The following is a 24,078-nucleotide window of genomic DNA, read 5'->3' as shown; positions in this document are numbered from 1 at the left end:
TTTACATAAGGAGTTACATATGGAAAAAAATAGTATATATAAAGATGCGAGATTATTATCTAAGTATATTAGTTTAACAATCATAAGCATCCTCTTTTTATTACTTATATTAATTACTATAATAGGCTTAATTGTAGTAGGTATTAATGTTAAACCTGTTAACGCCGACAGCAATGAGCAAGTTATTGTAAATGTTAATCCAAACACAAATACTGAAATGTTAAGCCAAGAGTTATCCGATAAAAAAATAATTAGAAATGCTACTATTTTCAAATATTATTTGAAACTCAATAATATTTCTAGCTTTCAAGCAGGGGAATATAAGTTTTCTCCTTCAATGTCACCTAGAGATATTGCGAAAAGTTTAGAAACTGGAAAAGTGTATTTAAAAACAGCGATCCAATATGATGTAAAAGAAGGTTCGAATATAGAATTAATTGCAGGCATTTTAGAAGAAAATACTTCTATTAGTCGCGAAAGCTTTTTGAAGAAAATGAGAGATCAAGATTTTGTGAAAAAATATCAAAAAAAATATACCGATATGTTAACGGACGAAGTATTAAATAAAAACTTAAGATACCCATTAGAAGGCTATTTAGCACCAAGTACGTATCAGTTTTCAAAAAAAGATGTAACGATTGATGACGTTACAAATGAAATGTTGAATGAAACATACCGTACAACTTACAAAATATATAATGAAAATGGCGGCTTTAAATACACGAGTAACTATGAAGAAAAGATGATTACTTTCCATGAGTATTTAACGTTATCTTCAATTGTAGAATCGGAAATGAAAAACGTTACAGATAAATCGAGATATATTTCGGTACTGTTAAACAGAATTGAAAACAATCCACAAATTGCTTTGAATTCAGATGCGACAGTAAGATATGCAAATAAAAAAGAAACAACTGAAGCATTATCAGATAAAGATTATAAAAATGATTCAAAATATAACACATATGCACATAAAGGGCTACCAATAGGTCCAATATGTAATATATCTGATGAAACAGCTAGAACAACGGTAAACCCTCCGGAAACAGATTATTTTTACTATACAACAACCAAAAAGGGAAAAGTATTATTTGCAGAGAATTTAAAAGAACAAGAAAAGAATAGAGAAAAATAATATAAACAAGAACGCTTTTAAATTTTAAAAGCGTTCTTGTTTGCATATATACTTACTTTTTATTCGAAAATATGGTAAAATATCTAATGTTTATGAAATCATATTGTAGATATGACTGATACATACTAACTAGTCAGGAGACTAGTTGGGTTTTTTATTATATTCGAGTGTAAGGAAGTAATGACATGGAAAAAGATATAGAATATATCGAACAATTGTTGTTTCAAAATTCATCAAATATCGATGAATTAAGGCATTATGCTGAACAATATAATGTTCCAATAATGGACAAAATCTCCACAGAGTTTGTTAAACAATTAATTAGAATTAAAGATGTGAAAAGTATTCTAGAGATTGGAACGGCAATTGGATATAGCGCGATGCATTTTGCTTCATGTGATCCGGGTATTAATGTGTGGACGATTGAAAGAAAAGAAGAAATGTATGAACAAGCTATTTCAAATATTAAAGACTTTGGTTATGAAAGCCAAATAAATGTTATCTTTTCTGATGCATTAGAAGCTTTTGAATTGTTACCTACCGACCAGTCATTTGATATGATTTTTATCGATGCTGCTAAAGCTCAATCACAAAAGTTTTTTGAACTATATGAACCACTGCTTAAAGATGATGGCATCATTATTACTGACAATATTTTATACCATGGTTTTGTCAGTAATATTGAAATTGTAAGAAACAGAAACGTTAAACAAATGGTAAAAAAAGTTCAAAAATATAATCATTGGTTAATGAATCATGAAAATTATAAAACGACATTGATTAATATTGGTGATGGTATGGCCATTTCTAAAAAGGAGAAGTTGTAATGACAGAATTACTAGTGACACCTAAGTCCGTTGAACATATTGAACAATTAATTAAATTAGGTGCTGATGCATTTGTCATTGGTGAAGAAAAATTTGGATTAAGACTTGCTGGTGAATTTAAAGAACCAGAACTTCGTGAAGCCATTAAGCTTATCCATGATCATGGTAAAAAAGCATACGTAGCGGTAAATGGTATTTTTCATAATGAACATATTGATGATTTGGAATCTTATATTGATTTGTTACATGAATTAAAAGCAGATAGAATCATTTTTGGCGATCCAGCAGTAGTTATGGCAATGAAAAATCGTGAGAATCCTATACCTTTAAATTGGAATGCTGAAACAATCGTGACAAATCATTTTCAATGTAATTATTGGGGTGATAGAGGTTCAGCTAGAGCAGTGTTGGCTCGTGAGTTAAGTATTGAAGAAGTACTAGAAATTAAAGAAAAAAGTAATGTCGAAATAGAAGTTCAAGTACACGGCATGACTTGTATGTTCCAGTCTAAAAGAAAATTACTTGGTAATTACTTTATGTATCAAGATAAAGTTATGAAAATTGAAAATCGTAAAGAAAATAAAGACATGCTTTTATATGATGAAGAAAGAAGTAATAAATATCCAATATATGAAGATTATAATGGTACACACATTATGAGTCCGAATGATATTTGCTTAATCGAAGACTTAGAGGATTTATTAGAAGCACAAATTGATGCGTTTAAGATTGACGGCGTACTTCAAACAGAAGAATATATTAATATCGCGACTGAGCAATATAGACAAGCGATTGACTTATATAACGAAGATCCAGAGTTATATGAAGATGAAAAATTTATGTTAGTTGAACCAATAGAAGAGGTTCAAAAAGATCATCGTCCAATGGATCAAGGATTTATGTTCAAACAAACAGTTTATTAAGTTATATTAAAGGAATGATATATATGAAAGTTCTAGAACCTATTGGCGCAAGTCGTCAAACAAAGATAAAAAAACCAGAACTTCTAGCGCCTGCAGGAAATTTAGAAAAACTCAAAATTGCTGTTCATTATGGTGCGGATGCTGTGTTCCTAGGTGGACAAGAATATGGTTTAAGGTCAAATGCTGATAACTTTACGATGGAAGAAATTAAAGAAGGCGTTCAGTTTGCAGCAAAATATGGCGCAAAAATTTATGTTACAACAAATATTTTTGCTCATGATGAAAATATTCCAGGACTAGAAGAATATTTAAAAAATCTAAATGAAACGGGTGCACATGGTATTATAGTTGCTGATCCACTTATTATAGAAACGTGTAAACGTGTGGCACCTAATTTAGAAATCCATTTAAGTACACAACAATCTTTATCAAATTATCGTGCAGTTCAATATTGGAAAGAAGAAGGACTTGAGAGAGTCGTTCTAGCTCGTGAAACGAGTGCTGAAGAAATGCGCGAAATGAAAGAAAAAGTTGATATTGAAATAGAAACATTTATACATGGAGCAATGTGTATTGCATATTCTGGTAGATGTACATTAAGTAATCATATGACAGCAAGAGACTCAAATAGAGGTGGTTGTTGTCAAAGTTGTAGATGGGATTACGATTTAATATCAGTAGAAGAAGATGGAGAATTAGAGCCATATTTCGATGGTAATGAGATCACGCCTTTTGCAATGAGTCCAAAAGACTTGAAATTAATCGAATCAATACCTAAAATGATGGACATCGGTATAGATTCTCTAAAAATTGAAGGTCGTATGAAATCTATTCATTATATTGCTACTGTTGTATCTGTATATCGTAAAGTAATTGATCGCTATGCTGAGGATCCAGAAAACTTTAAAATCGATCCTAGATGGTTGATTGAATTAGATAAATGTGCGAATAGAGATACAGCACCAGCTTTCTTCGAAGGTGTACCACATTACGAAGAACAAATGTTTGGACACGAATCAAATAAAAAAACACCTTTTGATTTTTGTGGATTAGTGTTAGACTATGACGAAGTATCACAAATAGCTACCATCCAACAAAGAAATTATTTCAAGCCAGGACAAGAAATTGAATTTTTTGGACCTGAAATTGAAAACTTCACTCAAGTCATAGATAAGATATATGATGAAAATGGTGAAGAACTCGACGCAGCCAGACATCCACTTCAAGTCATTCAAATAAAAGTGGATCGTCAGATTTATCCAAATAACATGATGAGAAAGGGAATCGTTTGATGGGAAAGACTACAATTATAGGTATTGCAGGGGGTTCTGGTTCAGGTAAGACTTCTGTAACATCCGAAATTATGAAAAATTTAGATGGATATAGTGTTGCATTAATAGAACAAGATTACTATTATAAAGATCAATCGCATATGTCTTTTGAAGATAGATTGAAGACTAACTATGATCATCCATTCGCTTTCGATAATGAAAGATTAAAACAAGATTTAACTAGAATTAAAGATGGACATGCAATTGAAGTGCCTACGTATGATTATTCAAATCACACGAGAAGCGATAAGACGATTAGATTCGAACCTAAAGATGTTATTATACTTGAAGGTATATTCGCGCTTGAAAATGAAGATTTACGTAATTTAATGGATGTTAAGATTTATGTTGATACTGATGCTGACTTAAGAATTTTACGTCGTTTAACGAGAGACATTAAAGAAAGAGGACGTACGATGGAGTCAGTAATTGATCAATACTTATCAGTTGTAAGACCGATGCATATCCAATTTATTGAACCAACGAAGAAATATGCGGATATCATCATCCCTGAAGGTGGTAGTAATAAGGTAGCTATTGATATTATGACTACGAAAATTCAATCGTTAGTTAAAAATATTTAAATAATTATAAAGTAAAGGAAGATGGAAGAATGGAAACACAAAAAGAATTTCCTATGACACAGGAAGGTTTTAACAAATTAGAAAAAGAACTTGAAGAATTAAAAACAGTTAAGCGACCAGAAGTCGTTGAAAAAATAAAAGTAGCACGTAGTTTTGGTGACTTATCTGAGAACTCTGAATACGATGCAGCTAAAGATGAGCAAGGTTTCATTGAACAAGAAATTCAAAAAATCGAAAACATGATTCGTCATGCACAAATTATTGAAGATAATGGTTCAAAAAATGTTGTCCAAATCGGAAGAACTGTAACATTTACTGAAGTTCCAGGTAACGAAGAAGAAAGCTACAAAATTGTTGGTTCAGCAGAAGCAGACCCATTTGAAGGTAAAATTTCTAATGAGTCTCCAATTGCTAAAGCTTTAATTGGTAAAAAATTAAACGAAGAAGTAAATGTTCCATTACCAAATGGTAACGAAATGAAAGTTAAAATCGTAAAAATCGATTAATCGTATTATAATTTAGAAGGAAAGCTGTAGAAACGTATGAAACAAACGTTTTTACAGCTTTTTTTTATATAAATCATGGTATTATGATAAAGTATAATTGATTTAATTATCTGATTATTAAAAGCGTTAACAAAGGGGTGGTAAAATTGGATATTAAGCAAGTGAGTGAGACGCATTTTATGATTTATGAACAAAATGAAATCAGTCCAGAAATAAGGAATAAAATTTCGACGATTGCATTACATATTGAATCATTGCAACATCCAGCTGTTATAAGTGTGACATCATCATATCGATCAATCATGGTTGCATTTGATGCGAAACAATATACATACGAAACAGTCCTTCATGAACTAGACTTACATCATTTAAATCTTAATCAAGAAAATGCATCACATTCAAAAAAGTTGATAACATTACCAGTTGTATATGGTGGTGAATTTGGTCCAGATTTAAATATTGTTGCTGAACATGCACAATTATCAGAAGAAGAAGTGATTCAAATACATACTGAAGAAAATTATTTAATTTATGCAATTGGATTTTTACCTGGCTTTCCATTTTTAGGAGGACTAAATGAGAAAATACATACACCTAGAAAGGAAACGCCAAGAAGTAAAATCGTCCAAGGATCTGTTGGAATTGCAAATAATCAAACTGGACTTTATCCGAAATCATCACCAGGCGGATGGCAAATTATTGGTCGCACACCAATAGATGTTTTTAACTTAGATCGAGAGCCTATGATTTTATACGAAGCTGGAGACTATATTGCTTTTAAAGCTATTCATCAAGAAGAATTTACGCGAATTGAAGACGAGATTGTAAATGGCATATTTGATTATAGTCAGTTAGTAGGTGATTTGTAATGAAATGTATAAAACCAGGTTTGTTTACGACTGTTCAAGATATAGGTCGATCAAAATTTGAAAAAGATGGATTTTCTGAAGCGGGTGTTATGAATCAATATTTATACAGTATCGCGAATGCTTTAGTGGATAATGAAAATGCACCTGTATTAGAAGTGACATTAAATGGACCTACATTAAAATTTGAAGAACCGAATATCGTCGTATTTGTTGCATATGCTGCAGATATACAGCTTGATGATCAACCAATACCAGTAAATACAGCAATTTATGTAGAAAAAGGACAAGTGCTCAATATAAAGACTATTACATCTGGGGCAAGAGGCTATTTAGCTTTTCATAAATCTTTAAATATCGAACCGATATTAGACAGTGTATCAACACATAGTAGAAGTGGCATAGGTGGCATGAATGGAAGAACATTAAACAGAAATGATGTTTTGAAATTCAAAGATAAAACTATAAACCATGACATTATAGGTAATACGTTTAATATCAATCAATTAGAAGATGCAAACATCATTCCAATTATGGAAGGGCTACAATTTGATGAATTTACATTAGAAGCACATGACCAACTTGTTAATCAATCATATACAATATCAGAAATGTCAGATCGTATGGGTTATCGATTAAATGGGGATGAACCGCTTAAACATAAACATAACGCAGATATTATTTCTGAACCGATTGCACCAGGTAGTGTACAAGTTCCTATTAATGGTCAACCGATTATATTGCTTAATGATCGTCAGACGATAGGTGGTTATACAAAGATTGCTACAGTTAGTTTTATAGGTAGAGAAAAGCTTTCTCAATTAAAAGCAAATGATAGCATTACTTTTAAATGGATTTCGTTTGAAGATGCCACGCTTGAATATCAAACATATATTAAACAATTAGAAGCAGATATAGATGATATTAAACTGAAAAAATATAAAGATTTAAGCAATATTCGTCCTAAATCTAAAAATATAGCAAAACTTATAAAGGGGAATCAGTCATGAATATAGAAAAGATAGAAGAACTTATTAAACTCATGAAACAAAATCAAGTAAATTATATGAAATATAAAGATGAAACGGTCGAAGTCGAGTTAGATTTAAAATCAACATCAAATAACGTGACTACAACACCAGTCAATAATGTTGAAGAAAACACGCCAACTTCAAAACAAGAAGAACAGCTTAATACAATAGAAGCGGAAATCCTTGGAACATTTTATTTACAAGATGAAGAAACATTACAAAATCCACTTGTCAAAGTTGGAGATGAAGTGAAAAAAGGTCAAGTTGTCGGTTATATCGAATCAATGAAAGTACTCAATGAAGTTATAAGTGAGTATGACGGTATCGTTAATGATATACAAATTAATCATGGGGATCCTGTTGAATACGGACAAACGATTATCACATTGAAATAAGGGGGATTTATATGATTAAGCGTTTACTGATTGCAAACAGAGGCGAGATTGCGGTAAGAATCATTAGAACATGTAGAATGATGAATATCACAACAATCGCAATATATTCCAAAGCAGATAAAGATAGTTTACATGTGCAATTAGCAGATGAAGCCATTTGTATTGGACCAAGTCAATCAAGTGATAGTTATTTAGATATTGAACGCATTTTAGAAGCTTGTAAGATGAGTAAAGCAGATGCGATTCATCCTGGTTATGGATTTTTATCAGAATCCACGACTTTTAGAAAAAGAGTAGATGAAGAAAATATTATCTTTGTTGGTCCTAGTTATAACACGATCGATTTAATGGGAGATAAAATAAAAGCAAGAGAAACGATGTACAACGCGAACGTACCTATTATTCCTGGGTCTATTGGAGAAGTAAAGACAGTTAAAGAAGCAGAAGAAGTTGCTCAAAAAATAGGATATCCATTTGTGTTAAAGGCTGCTAGTGGCGGTGGTGGTAAAGGTATTCGAATCGTACAAGAACCTGACCAACTTGAACAATTCTTTAAAGAGGCTCAATCTGAAGGCGAAAAATACTTTGGAGATAAACGTGTGTATATTGAAACATTTATTGATGAAGCTAGACATGTGGAAGTTCAAATACTCGCGAGCAAACATGGTGAAGCAATTCATCTCGGTGAACGAGATTGTTCAATTCAAAGAAAGAACCAAAAGTTAATCGAAGAAGCACCTTGTGCAGCATTAGATCAAAGTACAAGAAATTCGTTACACACAGATGCTGTAAAAGCCGCTAAAGCTTGTAATTATGAAAGTGCTGGAACAATTGAATTTTTACTAACTGATGACGGCTATTATTTCTTAGAAATGAATACACGCATTCAAGTTGAACATACAGTCACAGAATTATTAACAGGTGTTGATTTAATTAAGCAACAAATATTAGTAGCTAATGGTGAGAAGTTATCTATTAATCAAGAGGATATCCATTTTGATGGGCATGTGATTGAATGTCGTATAAATGCAGAAAATCCAGAAAAACAATTCCGCCCAGCAGCAGGTGTTGTTCAAGCTTTACATTTACCTAATGGATTTAATACGAGAGTAGACAGTATGTTATATGATGGTTATCAAATTCCACCATACTATGATTCATTAGTCGCTAAAATACTTGTTAAAGGTGAAGATAGACTTGAAGCAATTGAAAAAATGAAAGGTACGTTAGAAGAAACGGTCATTGATGGTTTTCCGACAACGTTAGACTTTTTATATCGCGTGTTGAGTTATGAACCATATATTAAAAATGATATAACCATTAAGTTTCTACATGAACATAAAATCGTTTAAGGAGAGGGTATTGTGGTACAAGTTGATTTGAATTGTGATTTAGGAGAAAGCTTTGGTAACTATAAACTTGGTAATGATGAAAGTATATTACCTTTAATCACTTCTGCAAATGTCGCTTGTGGTTTTCATGCAGGAGATCAACACGTTATGAATGAAACAGTTAAATTGGCGGTTCAACATGATGTACATATAGGTGCTCATCCAGGTTTTCAAGATTTAATTGGATTTGGGCGTAGAAACATAGATGTTACACCAGAAGAAGTTTATGATTTAGTGATTTATCAATTAGGTGCATTAGCTGGATTTTGTAAAATACACGAAACAAAAATACACCATGTTAAGCCACATGGTGCGTTATATCAAATGGGTGCTAAAGATCCAGAAATTGCCGATGCAATTGTTAAAGCGGTGAAAGATTTTGATGATCAGTTATTATTCGTTGGTTTATCTAATAGTGAACTAATCGAATCATGTAAACGTCATAATTTAACATATAAGAGTGAAGTATTTGCTGATCGTGCATACGAGGATAATGGCCAATTAGTTTCTAGGAAAAAAGAAGGTGCGCTTATTAAAGATACAAACCAAGCTGTCGCACAAGTTATTAAAATGGTTAAAGAATCTAAAGTTATCACGATAAATGGAAATGAAATTCCGATTGAAGCAGATACAATATGTGTACATGGAGACGGACAACATGCTTTAGATTTTGTTCAAGAAATTATTCGACAGTTTAAAGCTGAAGGCATAGAAATTAGTGCAATGAAATAGGAGGAAAGCGTATGAAGCAAAATAAAGGGTATGAGGAGTTAAATCAACCGTTTGAAATAACAAATAAACATAGAAGAATTCTATGGGGTGCAGTATTCTTAATGGCTACTTCATCTATTGGACCAGCATTTTTAACTCAAACGGCAGTTTTTACTGAGCAATTTCTTGCAAGCTTTGCATTTGCAATACTTGCATCTATTCTGATTGATATCGGTGCACAAATTAATATTTGGCGTGTTATCACAGTTGTAGGTAAAGGTGGACAAGATATCGCGAATGATGTGTTTAAGGGGTTAGGTACATTTATCGCAATATTAATCGCTATTGGTGGGCTAGCATTTAACATCGGTAACGTTGCAGGTGCTGGGCTAGGACTTAATGCGATATTCGGTTTAGATGTAAGAATTGGTGCAGGTATTACAGGCGTATTAGCAATTTTAATATTTGTTGTTAAAAACGCACAAAAAGTCGTAGATATTATTACACAAATATTAGGTGTACTCATGATTGCCATTGTTGCTTATGTAATGGTATTAACGAAACCACCAGTTGTCGAAGCGGCACAAAAAATGATTGTACCTGATGATATTAGTAAACTCATTGTACCAATCATCACATTGGTTGGTGGAACTGTTGGTGGTTATATTACATTTGCAGGTGCTCATAGATTGTTAGAAGCAGGTATCACTGGAAAAGGTTATATACCATTTGTAAATAGAGCGGCCATTTCAGGTATTTTAACAACGGGTATAATGAGAACATTTTTATTCTTAGCAGTACTTGGTGTTGTTGTTACAGGATTCACTTTAAATCCAGACAATCCACCAGCTTCTGTATTTGAACATGTATTAGGACCTGTCGGTAAACAAGTATTCGGTGTTGTATTATTTGCAGCAGCATTATCATCAGTAATTGGCTGTGCATACACAAGTACAACATTTATTCAATCATTGCATCCATCTATTAAAAATCATAGAAACTTAGTTATTATTATTTTCATAGTTGTTTCATCTATTGTATTCTTAACAATTGGTAAGCCGGTTAAATTATTAATTATTGCTGGTGCATTGAACGGTTTAATTTTACCAGTAACTTTAGGAACAATTTTAATTGCTTCTAAGAAGAAAAGTATCGTTGGTGACTATAAACACCCAACTTGGATGATTGTAATTGGTGTTGTTGCTGTTGTTACAACATTAATAGCAGGGGTATTATCATTACAAGGCTTACAAAGTTTATGGAATAGTTAAAAACGTATTTCAAAGTATACTAATTATGTTAATATAAATATTGAATGAATATGATGGAGTGATAAAGCATGATTGGTATTATTGGAGCAATGGAAGAAGAAGTAGAAATATTAAAGTCATCTATTGAAAATAGAGAAACAATCCAAATTGCACATGTTATTTTTTATAAAGGTAATATAGAAGATAAACAAGTTGTATTAGCACAAAGTGGTATTGGTAAAGTAAATGCTGCAATTACAGCAACATTACTAATCAATGAATTTAAACCAGATTTAATCATTAATACAGGGTCAGCAGGTTCTGTTGATAGCGAATTAAATATTGGTGATATCATTATTAGTAATAAAGTTTATTATCATGATGTCAATGCAACGGCATTTGGCTATAAATTGGGACAAGTACCAAGTATGCCAGAATTTTATGAAACTGATAGTAAATTAATCGACTTAGCGAAATCATCAATAGAACAGCTTGATTTAAATGGTATTGTTGGTGAGGTTGCTACAGGTGATAGTTTCATTGGCTCAATTGATCAGCGTAAAGTGATTAAATCTAACTTTCCTACTGCAAGTGTCGTAGAGATGGAAGCTGGTGCAATTGCGCAAACTTGTTACCAATATAATGTGCCTATTATTGTTACGAGAGCTGTTTCAGATTTAGCAGATAAAGAATCTGATGTTACTTTTGAAGAATTTTTAAAAGTAGCTTGCGTCAATTCTAGTAAAATTGTAAAATTATTATTAAATAGAGTGGCATAAGGAGGCAGTTTCATGTTAATATTAATGGCTATCGCTGTCATTGCTACAGCACTTGTTGGTTATGTGATTTATGCGAATACAGAAGTTGAAAAATCTTCTGACCGTGAAATTACAGAATAATATTTAGTGTTGCGAATCATAAGTGATTTGCAACACTTTTATTTTGTATTCAACTAAAGGAATGTATATATGATTTATGTTAAAATAAAAGATAATATTGAGGTGTAATAATGGGATTATTTACAAAATATTTTTTACCAAATGAATATGTTCAATCAGTATTTAATATCGAACCTGAACATTTAAAATCTAAAAATATAAAAGCAATTATCACAGACTTAGATAATACATTAGTAGGTTGGGATGTTAAAGATCCAACTGATGAAGTGAGAAATTGGTTTGAAAATATGAAAGATAATGGTATAACAGTTACGATTGTTTCTAATAATAATCAAGAACGTGTTGCGTCATTTTCATCAACATTAAATATTGATTATATTTTTAAAGCACGTAAACCACGTGGTAAAGCTTTTAGACAAGCAGCTAAATTAATGAACGTCAATAAGTCTGAAGTAGTTGTTATTGGTGATCAAATGTTAACAGATGTGTTTGGTGGAAATAGAAACGGATTATATACAATTATGGTCGTACCTGTGAAAAAGACAGATGGTTTCGTTACGAAATTCAATCGATTAATAGAAAGAAGATTTTTAAATTACTTTAAGAGAAAAGGTTTAATTAACTGGGAGGAATAAATTTGACAGAGTTTGCTAAATGTATTGGTTGTGGTGCAACACTTCAATCTGAAAATCCAAATGAAGCTGGATACGTTCCACAATCAAGTTTGAATAAAGAAGATGTCATTTGTAAAAGATGTTTTAGACTTAAAAATTATAACGAAGTCCAAGATGTTGATTTAACAAGTGAAGATTTTCTAAACATGTTGAAATCTCTTCACAATGAAGATGGTCTTATTGTCAATGTTGTGGATGTATTTGATTTAGAAGGATCTATGATACATCGCTTAAAAGATATAGTAGGTAAGAAAAAAGTCGTACTTGTCGCGAATAAAATGGATATCTTACCTAAAGCTATTAATAAAAGAAGAGTTGAAATTTGGTTAAGAAATCGTGCGAAAGATTTTGGACTTAATCCTGACGAAGTTGTATTGATTTCTGCATATAAAAATCAAGGAATTGATGATTTACTATCAACTATCGAGAAAGTAAGAGATGGTAAAGATGTTTATGTAGTGGGTACAACAAACGTTGGTAAATCTACATTAATCAATAGATTGATTGAAAAGAGTGTCGGTGAAAAAGAAGTGATTACAACAAGTCATTTTCCTGGTACAACATTAGATATGATTGATATTCCATTAGATGATGATTCATATATGTTTGATACACCTGGTATTATTCAAAGTCATCAAATGACGCATTACGTTACAGATAAAGAATTGAAAGTTGTTTTGCCTAAAAAAGAAATTAAGCCAAAAGTTTATCAATTAAACGAAGAACAAAGCTTATTCTTAGGTGGCTTAGTTAGAGTAGATTATGTAAGTGGCGGTAGACGTTCTTTAACATGTTTTGTATCAAACGACTTAAACATTCATAGAACAAAGTTATCAAACGCTGAAGATTTATGGAAACGTCAAATTGGTGAGCTTCTTAAACCACCATATGATCCATCAAACTTTAACTTCGACAACTTAAAAACAACTGAGATTACAACCGAATCTGAAAGAAAAGATGTTATGATTTCAGGATTAGGATTTGTAACTGTAGATGCAGGTGCAGAAATACATGTTACGGCGCCTAAAGAAGTCGAAGTTACATTAAGAACATCTATTTTATAAGAGGTGAATTAAATGAAGTTTGGAGTTATCGGACATCCTATTAACCATTCGCTTTCACCGATTATGCACGCAGCAAGTTTTGAAGCATTAGGTAGGGAAGATGAATATGGTGCTTTAGATATTCCACCAGAACAATTTAAACATATTAAAGAAATAATAAATGAAAAAGCTTTAGACGGCTTTAATATTACAATACCTCATAAAGAATCCATCTTGCCTTATTTAGATGAAGTATCTTCAAATGCTAAGCATATTGGTGCTGTTAACACAGTTCTAATACAAGATAATAAATGGATTGGGTATAATACAGATGGTATTGGTTTTGTTAAAGGTTTAATTGAACATTACGGTAGCATTCAAGATCGTAAAATTTTAGTACTTGGTGCTGGTGGTGCGAGTAAAGGTATTGTTTCGGAAATGCAGAAGTTTACGAATCATAAAATAACAGTGGCAAATAGAACGATGTCTAGATTTGATAATTGGCAAATTGATATTGAAACTATAAGTCTGACAGATGTTCAATCTGTTCTTCATACATTTGATATTATTATTAATACGACACCGGTTGGCATGAATACACAGCATAGTGAATTCATTATTCCTGTGGAGAAGATAAGTAAAAATAGTTTAGTTTGTGATATTATCTATATTCCTGACAAGACACCGCTACTGCAAGCATGTGAACAAGCAGGTATTGCAATATATAACGGATTGGATATGTTCGTTTATCAAGGCGCAGAAAGTTTTAAAATATGGACGGGACAAGAAGCCCATATAGAATCAATGAGAAATAAAGTACAAGAGGAACTTAAAAGGAGATCATTATGTTAACAGGTAAACAAAAGAGATATTTAAGAAAAGAAGCGCATCATTTAGATCCAATTTTCCAAATTGGAAAAGGCGGATTAAATGACAATATGATAGAACAAGTGCAAGACGTACTTGAAAAAAGAGAATTGATCAAAATTCATATCTTACAAAATAATATGGATGATCATAAAGAAGTAGCTGAATCAATTGCTGAACAAGCAGGTGCTGAACTCGTACAACTTATCGGTAATATTATTGTCTTATATAAAGAATCTAAAGAAAATAAGAGATTAGAACTACCATAATATTATGAAAAAGCTCATGATCTATGGAGGTCAATTTAATCCAATTCATATTGGACATATGTTAGTTGCGAGTGAAGCATATCAATTTGTTCAACCTGATAAATTCATTTTCTTACCAAGTTATCAATCACCACTTAAAGAACATAACGAATCTTATTTAATAGAATCAGAACGTGTAAAAATGTTAGAATTAGCTATTGAAGATTTGCAATTCGGTGAAGTTGATGAGAGAGAACTTAATAGAAAAGGTACGAGTTACACATTTGATACAATTAAAGAATTTAAACAAGAATTTCCTGATTATCAAATATATTTTGTAATCGGTTCAGATCAATACGAGAATTTGCATAAATGGAGAAACATTGCAGAATTAAAAGAATTGTTAACATTTGTAGTTGTTAATAGAGAAGTTGATAAACAAGATGTTAAAGAAGGGATGTTAGCATTACACATTCCTAGAATTGATGTAAGCTCAACAGACATTCGCAATAGATGTAAAAATCGTCAATCTATAAAGATGCTCGTTACGCCACGAATTGAAAGATATATCAAAAGGGGACGATTGTATGAAAATTAAAAAAGCAGTCAAATTGGTTGAAGAAACGTTACCATCAAAAAGATATAATCACTCTATGAGAGTAGCCGAAACAGGTAAGAAAATGGCAGAAATCTTTGATGGTGACATGAAAAAAGTTGAATTAGCAGGTATACTGCATGATTTATGTAAATATGAAGAACTTTCAGCGTTATATCAAAGTGTAACGCAATATGATCTAGGGCAAGATTTATTGAGTTATGGCTCAGAAATACTACATGGACCAGTTGCTGCTGCAAGGCTTAAAGATCAATATGATATAAATGATGAAGATATTTATTACGCAATTTATAGTCATACGACTGGTAGAGCGCAAATGAATAAGACTGAAAAAATAATTTTTATTGCTGACTATATTGAACCTAAAAGAACAACTCCAGGTGTAGACGAAATTAGAGATATTGTCTTTAAAGAACGCAACTTGGATAAAGCAGTATATGAAATATCAAAACGTACAGTGTTACACTTAATTAATAAGGATAAAACAGTACATTTAAAAACTATAGAATGCTTAAATTATTATAATATGCATTCAGAACAATAAAGGAATGGTTAAATGAATTCAAATGATTTAATGAAACAAACGTTACTCGCATGTGATGATAAACGTGCTGAAGACATTATTGCAATTGATATGAAAGGTATTAGCGATATAGCTGATTATTTTGTTGTATGTCATGGTAACAGTGACAAGCAAGTTCAAGCTATTGCAAGAAATGTTAAAGATGAAGCGGAAATAAATGAAGTATTAGTGAAAAGACTAGAAGGCTTTAATGAAGCAAGATGGGTATTAATTGATTTAGGTGACGTTGTTGTACACGTATTCCATAGAGAAGAGCGTGATTACTACGACTTAGAAAGATTATATAAAGACGCACCAATTATCACTCTAAATGAGGTAGCACAATAATGGCATACAATCGTATGAGCCATTACTATGACCTTCTAACTGAAGATCAACCATATGATAAATGGAAACACATCGTCGGTCATTATGTTACAGGTAATGATAACGATATTTTGGATATTGGTTGTGGTACAGGACGCTTAACAGAACAATTATTAGAATATGGTCGCGTAAGTGGACTTGATTTAAGTGAAGAGATGTTAGAAGTGGCAGAAAGTCGTAATCCTAATATTAATTGGTATTGCCAAGATATGAGAGATTTAGACTTACCACAAAGTTACAATGTAATTACTATCTTTTGTGACAGCTTGAATTATATAACAGACCCTGAAGAAGTTCTTCAAGTATTTAACTATGTTAATCAATTTTTAAATGATGGTGGATTGCTAATATTTGATGTGCATTCGCTATATAAGATGAATCACCAATTTAATAACCGTAACTATATTGATGAAACAGAACAATTAACTTTAGCATGGCAAGCAATTGCTGGTGAAGAACCTAATAGTGTATATCATCAAATGTCATTTTTCATTGAAAGAGAAGATGGACTTTACGAACGATTCGATGAAGAACATTATCAAGTCACATATGAAATCGACCTTTATAAACAACTTTTAGACTTTGCTGGATTTAAAGTTGAAAGTGTATTTACTGATTTCAATATCGATCAATTTGATGAAAATGGCGATAGACATTTTATAGTTGCAAGAAAGTAATTTAGAACACTTCCTACGTTTAATAATGTAGGAGGTGTTTTTTTGAAATATATTTATGAAATGAAGGAATGGCTAATAGAGAATTACCAACTTGCAATCATCATGATTGTTGTATTATTTTTCATTTGTAATAGCCTTTTCACTGGTAATGATGATAATGAAGCTATCATTCATCAACAAGATACAACAAATGAAGTTAAACAACAGTCTTCAGATGATAACGCTGTTGATAAGACAGATGAATCTAAATCTACTAAAGAAGTTAATAGAAACGTAGTAGTAGATGTAAAAGGAGCTGTTAATTATCCCAATACATATACTATGTCTTCAAAGGATCGCGTACATGATGTATTAAAGAAAGCTCAAACAAAGCATAATGCAGATTTGTCTAAAATCAATTTATCAGAACGACTTAAAGATCAAATGTATATATATGTTCCAATAAACGGCGAACATGTGCCTAGTGTTAATACAAACCAATCTACAAATGATAAAGTAGAAGTCAATATTAATACAGGTGATAAATCAGAAATCGAAAAGTTACCTGGTATCGGTCCAAGTAAAGCAGATGCCATTTTACATTATAGAGAAACAAATGGAGAATTTAAAACTGTTGATGATTTGAAGAAGGTTAAAGGATTTGGAGATAAAACAGTCGAAAGTTTAAAAGATTTTATCGTTTTAAATTAAATTGCATTTATACTTGTTAAATTTTACAATAAGAATATATGAAAGGTAGGTCGATGTGTAATGGATAGAATTGAATGGAAAGAATACTTTATGGCTCAAAGTCATCTATTATCATTAAGGTCAACGTGTGAACGGTTATCTGTCGGTGCAACAATCGTTAAAGATAATAGAGTGATTGCTGGTGGATATAATGGGTCTGTTTCAGGAGAAGAACATTGTATAGATAATGGCTGCCTTGTAGTGGACGGTCATTGTATAAGAACTATTCATGCTGAAATGAATGCGATTATACAATGTGCTAAGTTAGGTGTTTCCTCAGAAGGTGCGACTATTTATGTTACACATTTTCCTTGTCTAAATTGCACGAAATCAATTATACAAGCTGGTATTAAACAAATTTATTATGCTGACGATTATCATAATCATACATATGCAATACAACTGTTAGAACAGTCCGGTGTACACTACGAAAAAATCAATTTCCATCCAGAAGACATTATTAAATATTTAAAGTAAGGACTAATATTTAAGATGTGGTTTTATTTTGCACTTTATTTATTGTCCGGTTTAATTTTCTTTGTACATCCTTATGTAAGTATATTCATGCTCATTATCTTAGTTATAAGTTGCTATATTAAATGGCAATCATTAAAAATTTTGGTAATGAGCTTTATATTTTTTATGATAGGTTACTTAATTTATCCAAATGATCCATTACAATATTACGAATCATTTAACGTCTCAAAAAATCATAAAAATTATACTGAAGTGATTCAGTTTGGAGATAAGTTAACGATTGATGGAGACGGCTTTCAAGCTGAAGGACAAATCCATAATCAAACGTTTAAAGCATTTTATACGATTAAAAATGAAAAAGAAAAGCTTAAACTTTTAAATCAAATGCCGTATTTAAAAAATTGTCGTATTACTTACTCTTTAAATCAAACTATACCTAATACTAACGCATTAAAATTTCAATACTTTGAGTTTTTGCAAAATCATGATATTAAAGGTGTTATTAAAATAGAACAATTATTTTTTAATACTTGTACAAGTCGGTCATTAAATATGATCGAACGTATTCAACTATATCGAACGAATTTAATCCATGAGATGAAACAACTTGATATAGATGGTGTTGATGATATTATTGCGCTCACTTTAGGGGATACAACTTATTTAAGTGAAGAAAGAATAGAGCAGCTTAAAAAATTAGGTATATATCATTTATATGCTGTAAGTGGATCGCATGTCGCATTGTTAAATATATTTTTATTCAAATTATTACTTAGGATGAACATCAAATATCATCATGCCGAGAATATGATATTTATTTTATTACCTATATATGCTGTTTTAACTAGTTTAAGTCCGAGTGTTCTTAGAGCAGTAGGTGTGGTAATGGTTTATATGATTTTGAATAAAGTCATGAAAATAGACGCTTTACAAATACTATCTATCACTTTCATTGTTTATACAATTTATAATCCTCATATTATTTTCGATATTGGTTTCCAATTATCCTATATCGTCTCCACGTTTATCATTTTATGTATACCACTTATAAAATCTTTCAATACAATCCACAAAATCATTACGATCAATGTCGTATCTCAATTATCCTCATTTGTCATATTACTGATTCACTTTAATACTTTTCAATGGCTAGGATTTATAACAAACTTCATCTTTATCCCACTTTTTGAATTAATTATTTTTCCACTTGTGATGTTATTCATGTTGATGTTTGCCACTTTTGGGGAAGTTCCTAATTTATTTACGACACTAATAGAAATTTGTATGAAACAAACTTTTAAATTAATAGATGTTATGAGTCGTATTCCTATAAATGAGTTGGTCGTTAAAAATCTAACCGAATGGATATATTTAATCATTCTCATTATAGAAGTGTTAGTTTTAATGTTATTTATTAAAAGGATATATATTAAATCTTTACTCCTTTTCACAATGTTAGTCATTGCCATCACATATCACTTTAATCATAACGAGGTTGTTTTAAAATTTCTTGATATTGGTCAAGGAGATGCAATGATTGCTTATCATCATGATGTGAATCAAATTGTGATGATTGATACTGGTGGTAAAGATAAATTGAAGAAGAAACCGTGGCAAACTAGAAATAAAATATCAAATTATACAGATTCAATTATTGTGCCCGAACTTAAAGAAAAGGGATTTCAAAAGATTGATTATTTAATCATTACACATCCACATGCAGTTCATATGGGAGAATTAGCTACTTTGAGTAAAAAGGTATCAATTAAACATTTAATTATCAACAAGAAGACTTGGGATAGTCGTGAATTAAAACATTTGTTAGAAGAGGTTAAAGAAACGAACACACAAATTGTAGATAGCTCAAATTTGAATGAATTAAAGATTGGAGAATCGACGTATAAATTTTTTAACCAAAATAGTCCGAATTATGAAGATAAGAATGATACGTCAATCGTTACTGAAATCACTTCGTTTGGCAGAACAATATTAACGACGGGTGATGCAACAGAAAAGGTAGAGCAAAGTATATTGAGTCAACTTAAAGGTAATTATGATATTTTAAAAGTAGCGCATCATGGTAGTTTAACAAGTACAAGTGATAGTTTTTTATTCAAAGCAAAGCCACAAATATGTGTTATAAGTTCTGGTCGACATAATAGACACGGGCTACCGAAAGAGGCCATTGTAAATAAACTTAAACAAAACAATTGTAAAGTGTTCAATACACAAGATTACGGAATGGTGCAATTTCAAATCAATAAAGACACCATGATGATGACAAATGGACTACAAGAACATAATAAAAAAGCTTACAATCGACAGTAGTCGTTTGTAAGCTTATATAAATGGATTTGATATATTAGTTTGGTAGTAAACTGAATACTTGTGCAATAATATAAATTGCAGCTAAGAATACAAAACCAATTATAAATCCAAATCCAGAGTCTTTAACATCATTGTTACGCCCTTGAGTATTTTCACCTTCAAATCTGTTCATATGACTCCCTCCTATACTTACTTTCATTATATGATATTAAACTTAAAAATGCTATACTTAATTAGAACTTTATAAGAGAGGGAGACTTATTTTGGAAGACAATATTGTATTGAATTATGGTGCAGTAAATGCACTTATTGAGAAAAAATCTGACGAAATTATAAATCAATATTTAGGTGGAGAAAGAGACGATTTCAATTATGTTAAATTTGATTTATACGAAACACCTATTTCAAGTGCGATAGAAGAATCATTAACTTTACCATTCCTCTCAGACAAAAAAGTTGTACATGTTAAGAATGCTTACCTTTTTACAGGAGAAAAAGTTAGTACTCAAATTAATCAAAATATCGATCAATTGATTCAATTTATTGAACAGTATGATGGTGATACGTTAGTCGTGTTTGACGTGTTTAATGAGAAGTTAGATGAGAGAAAGAAACTCGTTAAAACAGTTAAGAAAAATGCAAGACTTAATAAAATTGACCAAATGACTGAACAAGAAATTAAACAATGGATTAAATCTTATTTGCATGAACAATATAAAGATATTAAAGAAGATGCATTGATAGAATTTCTAGAACTGACAGGAATTCAATTTAATATAATTAAAGCGGAATTGGATAAATTAGTGTTATTTATTGGTGATGAAGCGGTTATTAATAAACAGGACGTTAAAGAAATTGTGAGTCGTTCTCTAGAACAGAATGTATTTTTGTTAACGGAATATATTCAGAAAGGTCAAAAAGAAAAGTCTATTAATTTACTGAAAGACTTAATCAATATGAAAGAAGAGCCGATTAAGCTGTTAGCGTTAATCACAAGTAATTATCGCTTGTATTATCAATGTAAGATACTTGCTGGTAAACATTATAGCGAACAACAAATTGCTAGAACGATTGGTGTACATCCATATAGGGTAAAACTGGCATTACGTATTACTAGAAAGCTATCACTCGATCGTTTATTAGCGACTATTGATATTTGTGCTGATACAGATTACCAATTGAAATCTTCATATATGGATAAAGTACTCATATTAGAACTTTTCATTTTGAAAATATAAGATATGAGGTTGGTATTTCATTCCATAAAAAAAGGGCGTGACACAGAATGTTCTGTGTCACGCTCTCACATAATTAGTTAGCTTTTGACATTAAGCTTGATTTAATTCTATCAGCTTTATTTGAATGAATTAGATTGTTTTTAGAAGCTTTATCAACTTTTTTAACAGCTAATGAAACTAATTCAGCTTTGTTTTCAGCATTGTTTTCGATTGCAGTTTTAGCAGCTTTTACAGCTGAACGCATATCATTTTTTTGTGAAATGTTAGCAGCGTCTTTCTTTTCTGTAACAGCAACGCGTTTAATAGCAGATTTAATGTTTGGCATGAGAGTCACCTCCTAAATATGTTGTCCGTGATCAAATATTTTTTGATTGCAACAAAAAATATTTTATCAAATGTAGGGCATAAGTGCAATGATTATTTACACATTCCTTATAAAGCATAACACTTTATTGATAGTTTGATAATACGTTTGCATTTATTTCATAAAGACGGTATCATATCAAAGATGCGACTTACATTTAATACATGTAAAATTAACGAGAAAGTTGGAGTTCAAATGGACAGAACTAAACGCCTAGAGCGCCAAAATAAAATTAGAAACTTTTCTATCATTGCTCATATTGACCATGGTAAATCTACGTTAGCTGATAGAATTTTGGAAAATACAAAAAGTGTAGAATCACGTGAAATGAAAGAACAATTATTAGATTCTATGGATCTTGAAAGAGAACGTGGTATAACAATCAAACTTAATGCTGTTCGATTAAATTATACTGCTAAAGATGGGGAAACATATATCTTACATTTAATTGATACACCGGGGCATGTCGATTTTACATATGAAGTTTCAAGATCACTAGCAGCATGTGAAGGTGCGATTTTAGTTGTTGATGCTGCACAAGGTATCGAAGCACAAACGTTAGCAAACGTATATTTAGCTTTAGACAACGACTTAGAATTAATACCTGTTGTCAATAAAATCGATTTACCTGCAGCTGAACCTGAGCGTGTTAAACAAGAAATTGAAGACGTAATTGGTTTAGATGCAAGTGATGCAGTACTTGCAAGTGCTAAATCTAATATTGGAATTGAAGACATATTAGAGAAAGTTGTAGAAATGGTGCCACCTCCAGAAGGTGATCCAGATAACCCATTACAAGCGCTTATTTTTGATTCTTCTTTTGATGCTTATAGAGGTGTAATTTCTTCTATACGTGTTGTTGAAGGTTCAGTTAAAGCTGGAGACAAGATTCAAATGATGTCTACAGGTAAGACATTTGAAGTTACTGAAGTGGGGATTAATACACCGAAACAACTTCCAGTTGATACTTTATCTGTCGGGGATGTAGGTTATATTGTAGCTTCAATTAAAAATGTTGGAGATTCCAACGTTGGTGATACTATCACTTTAGCTGACAGACCTGCTGAGAAGCCGTTAAAAGGATATAAAAAGATGAATCCAATGGTATTCTGTGGATTATATCCAATTGATAATAGTAAATACAATGATTTAAGAGAAGCACTTGAAAAGCTTCAACTTAATGATGCATCTTTAGAATTTGAAGCTGAAACTTCTCAAGCTTTAGGCTTTGGTTTCAGAACAGGTTTCTTAGGTTTACTACACATGGAAATTATTCAAGAAAGAATTGAAAGAGAATTTAATATTGAACTGATTGCGACTGCACCGTCAGTTATCTATGAATGTGAATTAACAGATGGCGAAAAATTACAAATTGATAATCCATCACAATTCCCAGACCCACAAAAAATCAACAGAATATATGAACCATACGTTAAAGCAACAATGATGGTTCCGAATGATTATGTTGGTGCTGTAATGGAACTATGCCAGAAAAAACGTGGTAACTTTAAGACGATGGATTATTTAGATGATATTCGTGTCAATATTATTTATGAACTTCCATTATCTGAAGTTGTATTCGATTTCTTTGATCAGTTGAAATCTAATACGAAAGGTTATGCATCGTTTGATTATGAATTAATCGGATATCAAGAAAGTAAACTTGTTAAAATGGATATTTTATTAAATGGTGATAAAGTAGATGCATTAAGCTTTATCGTCCATAAAGAGTTTGCATATGATAGAGGTAAAGCAATAGTAGATAAATTAAAAACATTAATCCCAAGACAACAATTTGAAGTACCAGTTCAAGCAGCAATTGGTAATAAAATAGTAGCTCGAACAAACATTAAATCTATGGGTAAAAATGTTTTAGCAAAATGTTACGGTGGGGATATAAGCCGTAAACGTAAGTTACTTGAAAAACAAAAAGCAGGTAAAGCTAAGATGAAATCAGTAGGTAATGTGGAAATTCCACAAGATGCATTCTTAGCCGTGCTTAAAATGGATGAAGAATAA

The 24,078-nt window shown here is 31.4% G+C and carries 28 protein-coding genes; 26 read left to right on the top strand and 2 right to left on the bottom strand.

What is annotated here, in order from left to right; all coding sequences use genetic code 11:
* Positions 1 to 19: 19 nt before the first annotated feature.
* The 24 genes from mltG to LQ693_RS00295 all read left to right on the top strand — a co-directional run bounded on the left by mltG (position 20) and on the right by LQ693_RS00295 (position 20,457).
* Positions 20 to 1,135 carry an endolytic transglycosylase MltG gene (gene mltG, locus LQ693_RS00410; RefSeq protein ID WP_103360763.1) on the top strand — a complete coding sequence of 372 codons (1,116 nt, stop codon included), beginning with the start codon at positions 20 to 22 and terminating at the stop codon, positions 1,133 to 1,135.
* A 185-nt stretch (positions 1,136 to 1,320) separates the two neighbouring features.
* Positions 1,321 to 1,962, top strand: coding sequence for an O-methyltransferase (locus tag LQ693_RS00405; RefSeq protein WP_103360762.1), 642 nt, complete (start codon positions 1,321 to 1,323; stop codon positions 1,960 to 1,962).
* Positions 1,962 to 2,885 (top strand): peptidase U32 family protein, encoded by a 924-nt coding sequence (locus tag LQ693_RS00400; RefSeq protein ID WP_048539665.1) that lies wholly within the window; start codon positions 1,962 to 1,964, stop codon positions 2,883 to 2,885. Before LQ693_RS00405 ends, LQ693_RS00400 begins: the two co-directional genes overlap by 1 nt.
* Positions 2,886 to 2,908: 23 nt before the next feature.
* On the top strand, positions 2,909 to 4,177 hold the full coding sequence (locus tag LQ693_RS00395) for a peptidase U32 family protein (RefSeq protein WP_037588390.1): 1,269 nt from the start codon (positions 2,909 to 2,911) through the stop codon (positions 4,175 to 4,177).
* The gene (udk, locus tag LQ693_RS00390; RefSeq protein ID WP_025904232.1) at positions 4,177 to 4,800 is read left to right on the top strand and encodes a uridine kinase; all 624 of its coding nucleotides are present in this window, start codon (positions 4,177 to 4,179) and stop codon (positions 4,798 to 4,800) included. The genes LQ693_RS00395 and udk overlap by 1 nt, the downstream gene beginning before the upstream one ends.
* 29 nt (positions 4,801 to 4,829) lie before the next feature.
* Positions 4,830 to 5,306 carry a transcription elongation factor GreA gene (greA, locus tag LQ693_RS00385; RefSeq protein WP_103360761.1) on the top strand — a complete coding sequence of 159 codons (477 nt, stop codon included), beginning with the start codon at positions 4,830 to 4,832 and terminating at the stop codon, positions 5,304 to 5,306.
* Between the two features lie 146 nt (positions 5,307 to 5,452).
* Positions 5,453 to 6,175: a 5-oxoprolinase subunit PxpB gene (gene pxpB / locus LQ693_RS00380; RefSeq protein WP_103360760.1), complete on the top strand. Its 723-nt coding sequence runs from the start codon at positions 5,453 to 5,455 to the stop codon at positions 6,173 to 6,175.
* On the top strand, positions 6,175 to 7,182 hold the full coding sequence (locus LQ693_RS00375) for a 5-oxoprolinase subunit C family protein (RefSeq protein WP_103360759.1): 1,008 nt from the start codon (positions 6,175 to 6,177) through the stop codon (positions 7,180 to 7,182). Before pxpB ends, LQ693_RS00375 begins: the two co-directional genes overlap by 1 nt.
* On the top strand, positions 7,179 to 7,598 hold the full coding sequence (locus LQ693_RS00370) for an acetyl-CoA carboxylase biotin carboxyl carrier protein (protein ID WP_103360758.1): 420 nt from the start codon (positions 7,179 to 7,181) through the stop codon (positions 7,596 to 7,598). Before LQ693_RS00375 ends, LQ693_RS00370 begins: the two co-directional genes overlap by 4 nt.
* A gap of 11 nt (positions 7,599 to 7,609) precedes the next feature.
* A complete protein-coding gene (gene accC, locus LQ693_RS00365) occupies positions 7,610 to 8,950 on the top strand; it encodes an acetyl-CoA carboxylase biotin carboxylase subunit (protein ID WP_275584167.1) in 1,341 nt (446 codons plus the stop codon).
* A 12-nt stretch (positions 8,951 to 8,962) separates the two neighbouring features.
* A complete protein-coding gene (pxpA, locus tag LQ693_RS00360) occupies positions 8,963 to 9,721 on the top strand; it encodes a 5-oxoprolinase subunit PxpA (RefSeq protein ID WP_103360756.1) in 759 nt (252 codons plus the stop codon).
* A gap of 11 nt (positions 9,722 to 9,732) precedes the next feature.
* Positions 9,733 to 10,971: an NRAMP family divalent metal transporter gene (locus LQ693_RS00355; protein ID WP_103360755.1), complete on the top strand. Its 1,239-nt coding sequence runs from the start codon at positions 9,733 to 9,735 to the stop codon at positions 10,969 to 10,971.
* A 68-nt stretch (positions 10,972 to 11,039) separates the two neighbouring features.
* Entirely contained in the window at positions 11,040 to 11,729 is a 690-nt protein-coding gene (locus LQ693_RS00350) for a 5'-methylthioadenosine/adenosylhomocysteine nucleosidase (protein ID WP_107565849.1), read from the top strand.
* A 230-nt stretch (positions 11,730 to 11,959) separates the two neighbouring features.
* A complete protein-coding gene (locus LQ693_RS00345) occupies positions 11,960 to 12,484 on the top strand; it encodes a YqeG family HAD IIIA-type phosphatase (protein ID WP_025904225.1) in 525 nt (174 codons plus the stop codon).
* A 2-nt stretch (positions 12,485 to 12,486) separates the two neighbouring features.
* On the top strand, positions 12,487 to 13,587 hold the full coding sequence (gene yqeH, locus LQ693_RS00340) for a ribosome biogenesis GTPase YqeH (protein WP_239743597.1): 1,101 nt from the start codon (positions 12,487 to 12,489) through the stop codon (positions 13,585 to 13,587).
* A 12-nt stretch (positions 13,588 to 13,599) separates the two neighbouring features.
* Positions 13,600 to 14,418 (top strand): shikimate dehydrogenase, encoded by an 819-nt coding sequence (aroE, locus tag LQ693_RS00335; protein ID WP_103360668.1) that lies wholly within the window; start codon positions 13,600 to 13,602, stop codon positions 14,416 to 14,418.
* Complete coding sequence (yhbY, locus tag LQ693_RS00330; protein ID WP_103360667.1) at positions 14,412 to 14,702, top strand: ribosome assembly RNA-binding protein YhbY; 291 nt, start codon at positions 14,412 to 14,414, stop codon at positions 14,700 to 14,702. The genes aroE and yhbY overlap by 7 nt, the downstream gene beginning before the upstream one ends.
* Positions 14,703 to 14,706: 4 nt before the next feature.
* Entirely contained in the window at positions 14,707 to 15,279 is a 573-nt protein-coding gene (nadD, locus tag LQ693_RS00325) for a nicotinate (nicotinamide) nucleotide adenylyltransferase (RefSeq protein WP_037559799.1), read from the top strand.
* Complete coding sequence (gene yqeK / locus LQ693_RS00320; RefSeq protein ID WP_025904220.1) at positions 15,269 to 15,841, top strand: bis(5'-nucleosyl)-tetraphosphatase (symmetrical) YqeK; 573 nt, start codon at positions 15,269 to 15,271, stop codon at positions 15,839 to 15,841. The genes nadD and yqeK overlap by 11 nt, the downstream gene beginning before the upstream one ends.
* A 12-nt stretch (positions 15,842 to 15,853) precedes the next feature.
* A complete protein-coding gene (rsfS, locus tag LQ693_RS00315; RefSeq protein WP_048539678.1) occupies positions 15,854 to 16,207 on the top strand; it encodes a ribosome silencing factor in 354 nt (117 codons plus the stop codon).
* Positions 16,207 to 16,923 carry a class I SAM-dependent DNA methyltransferase gene (locus LQ693_RS00310; protein ID WP_103360666.1) on the top strand — a complete coding sequence of 239 codons (717 nt, stop codon included), beginning with the start codon at positions 16,207 to 16,209 and terminating at the stop codon, positions 16,921 to 16,923. The genes rsfS and LQ693_RS00310 overlap by 1 nt, the downstream gene beginning before the upstream one ends.
* A gap of 42 nt (positions 16,924 to 16,965) precedes the next feature.
* Positions 16,966 to 17,613 (top strand): helix-hairpin-helix domain-containing protein, encoded by a 648-nt coding sequence (locus LQ693_RS00305; RefSeq protein WP_232339595.1) that lies wholly within the window; start codon positions 16,966 to 16,968, stop codon positions 17,611 to 17,613.
* Between the two features lie 60 nt (positions 17,614 to 17,673).
* Positions 17,674 to 18,129, top strand: coding sequence for a ComE operon protein 2 (locus tag LQ693_RS00300; protein WP_037588364.1), 456 nt, complete (start codon positions 17,674 to 17,676; stop codon positions 18,127 to 18,129).
* A 147-nt stretch (positions 18,130 to 18,276) separates the two neighbouring features.
* Positions 18,277 to 20,457, top strand: a complete 2,181-nt coding sequence (locus LQ693_RS00295; RefSeq protein ID WP_239743594.1) for a DNA internalization-related competence protein ComEC/Rec2 — start codon at positions 18,277 to 18,279, stop codon at positions 20,455 to 20,457.
* A gap of 34 nt (positions 20,458 to 20,491) precedes the next feature.
* On the opposite strand, the gene LQ693_RS00290 is transcribed toward LQ693_RS00295, so the two are convergent.
* Positions 20,492 to 20,629: a YqzM family protein gene (locus LQ693_RS00290; protein WP_075577996.1), complete on the bottom strand. Its 138-nt coding sequence runs from the start codon at positions 20,627 to 20,629 to the stop codon at positions 20,492 to 20,494.
* Positions 20,630 to 20,720: 91 nt separating this feature from the next.
* Here LQ693_RS00290 and holA point away from each other — a divergent pair, with 91 nt between their 5' ends.
* Positions 20,721 to 21,695, top strand: a complete 975-nt coding sequence (gene holA, locus LQ693_RS00285) for a DNA polymerase III subunit delta (RefSeq protein WP_103360664.1) — start codon at positions 20,721 to 20,723, stop codon at positions 21,693 to 21,695.
* Positions 21,696 to 21,768: 73 nt separating this feature from the next.
* On the opposite strand, the gene rpsT is transcribed toward holA, so the two are convergent.
* The gene (rpsT, locus tag LQ693_RS00280) at positions 21,769 to 22,020 is read right to left on the bottom strand and encodes a 30S ribosomal protein S20 (RefSeq protein ID WP_025904213.1); all 252 of its coding nucleotides are present in this window, start codon (positions 22,018 to 22,020) and stop codon (positions 21,769 to 21,771) included.
* A gap of 234 nt (positions 22,021 to 22,254) precedes the next feature.
* Between rpsT and lepA the strand changes: the two genes are divergently transcribed.
* Entirely contained in the window at positions 22,255 to 24,078 is a 1,824-nt protein-coding gene (gene lepA, locus LQ693_RS00275) for a translation elongation factor 4 (RefSeq protein ID WP_049318748.1), read from the top strand.

Source organism: Mammaliicoccus sp. B-M6 (assembly GCF_022386965.1).
In the GTDB taxonomy this organism is placed as follows: Bacteria; Bacillota; Bacilli; order Staphylococcales; family Staphylococcaceae; genus Mammaliicoccus; species Mammaliicoccus sciuri_A.
This window is presented reverse-complemented; position numbering and strand designations above follow the sequence as displayed.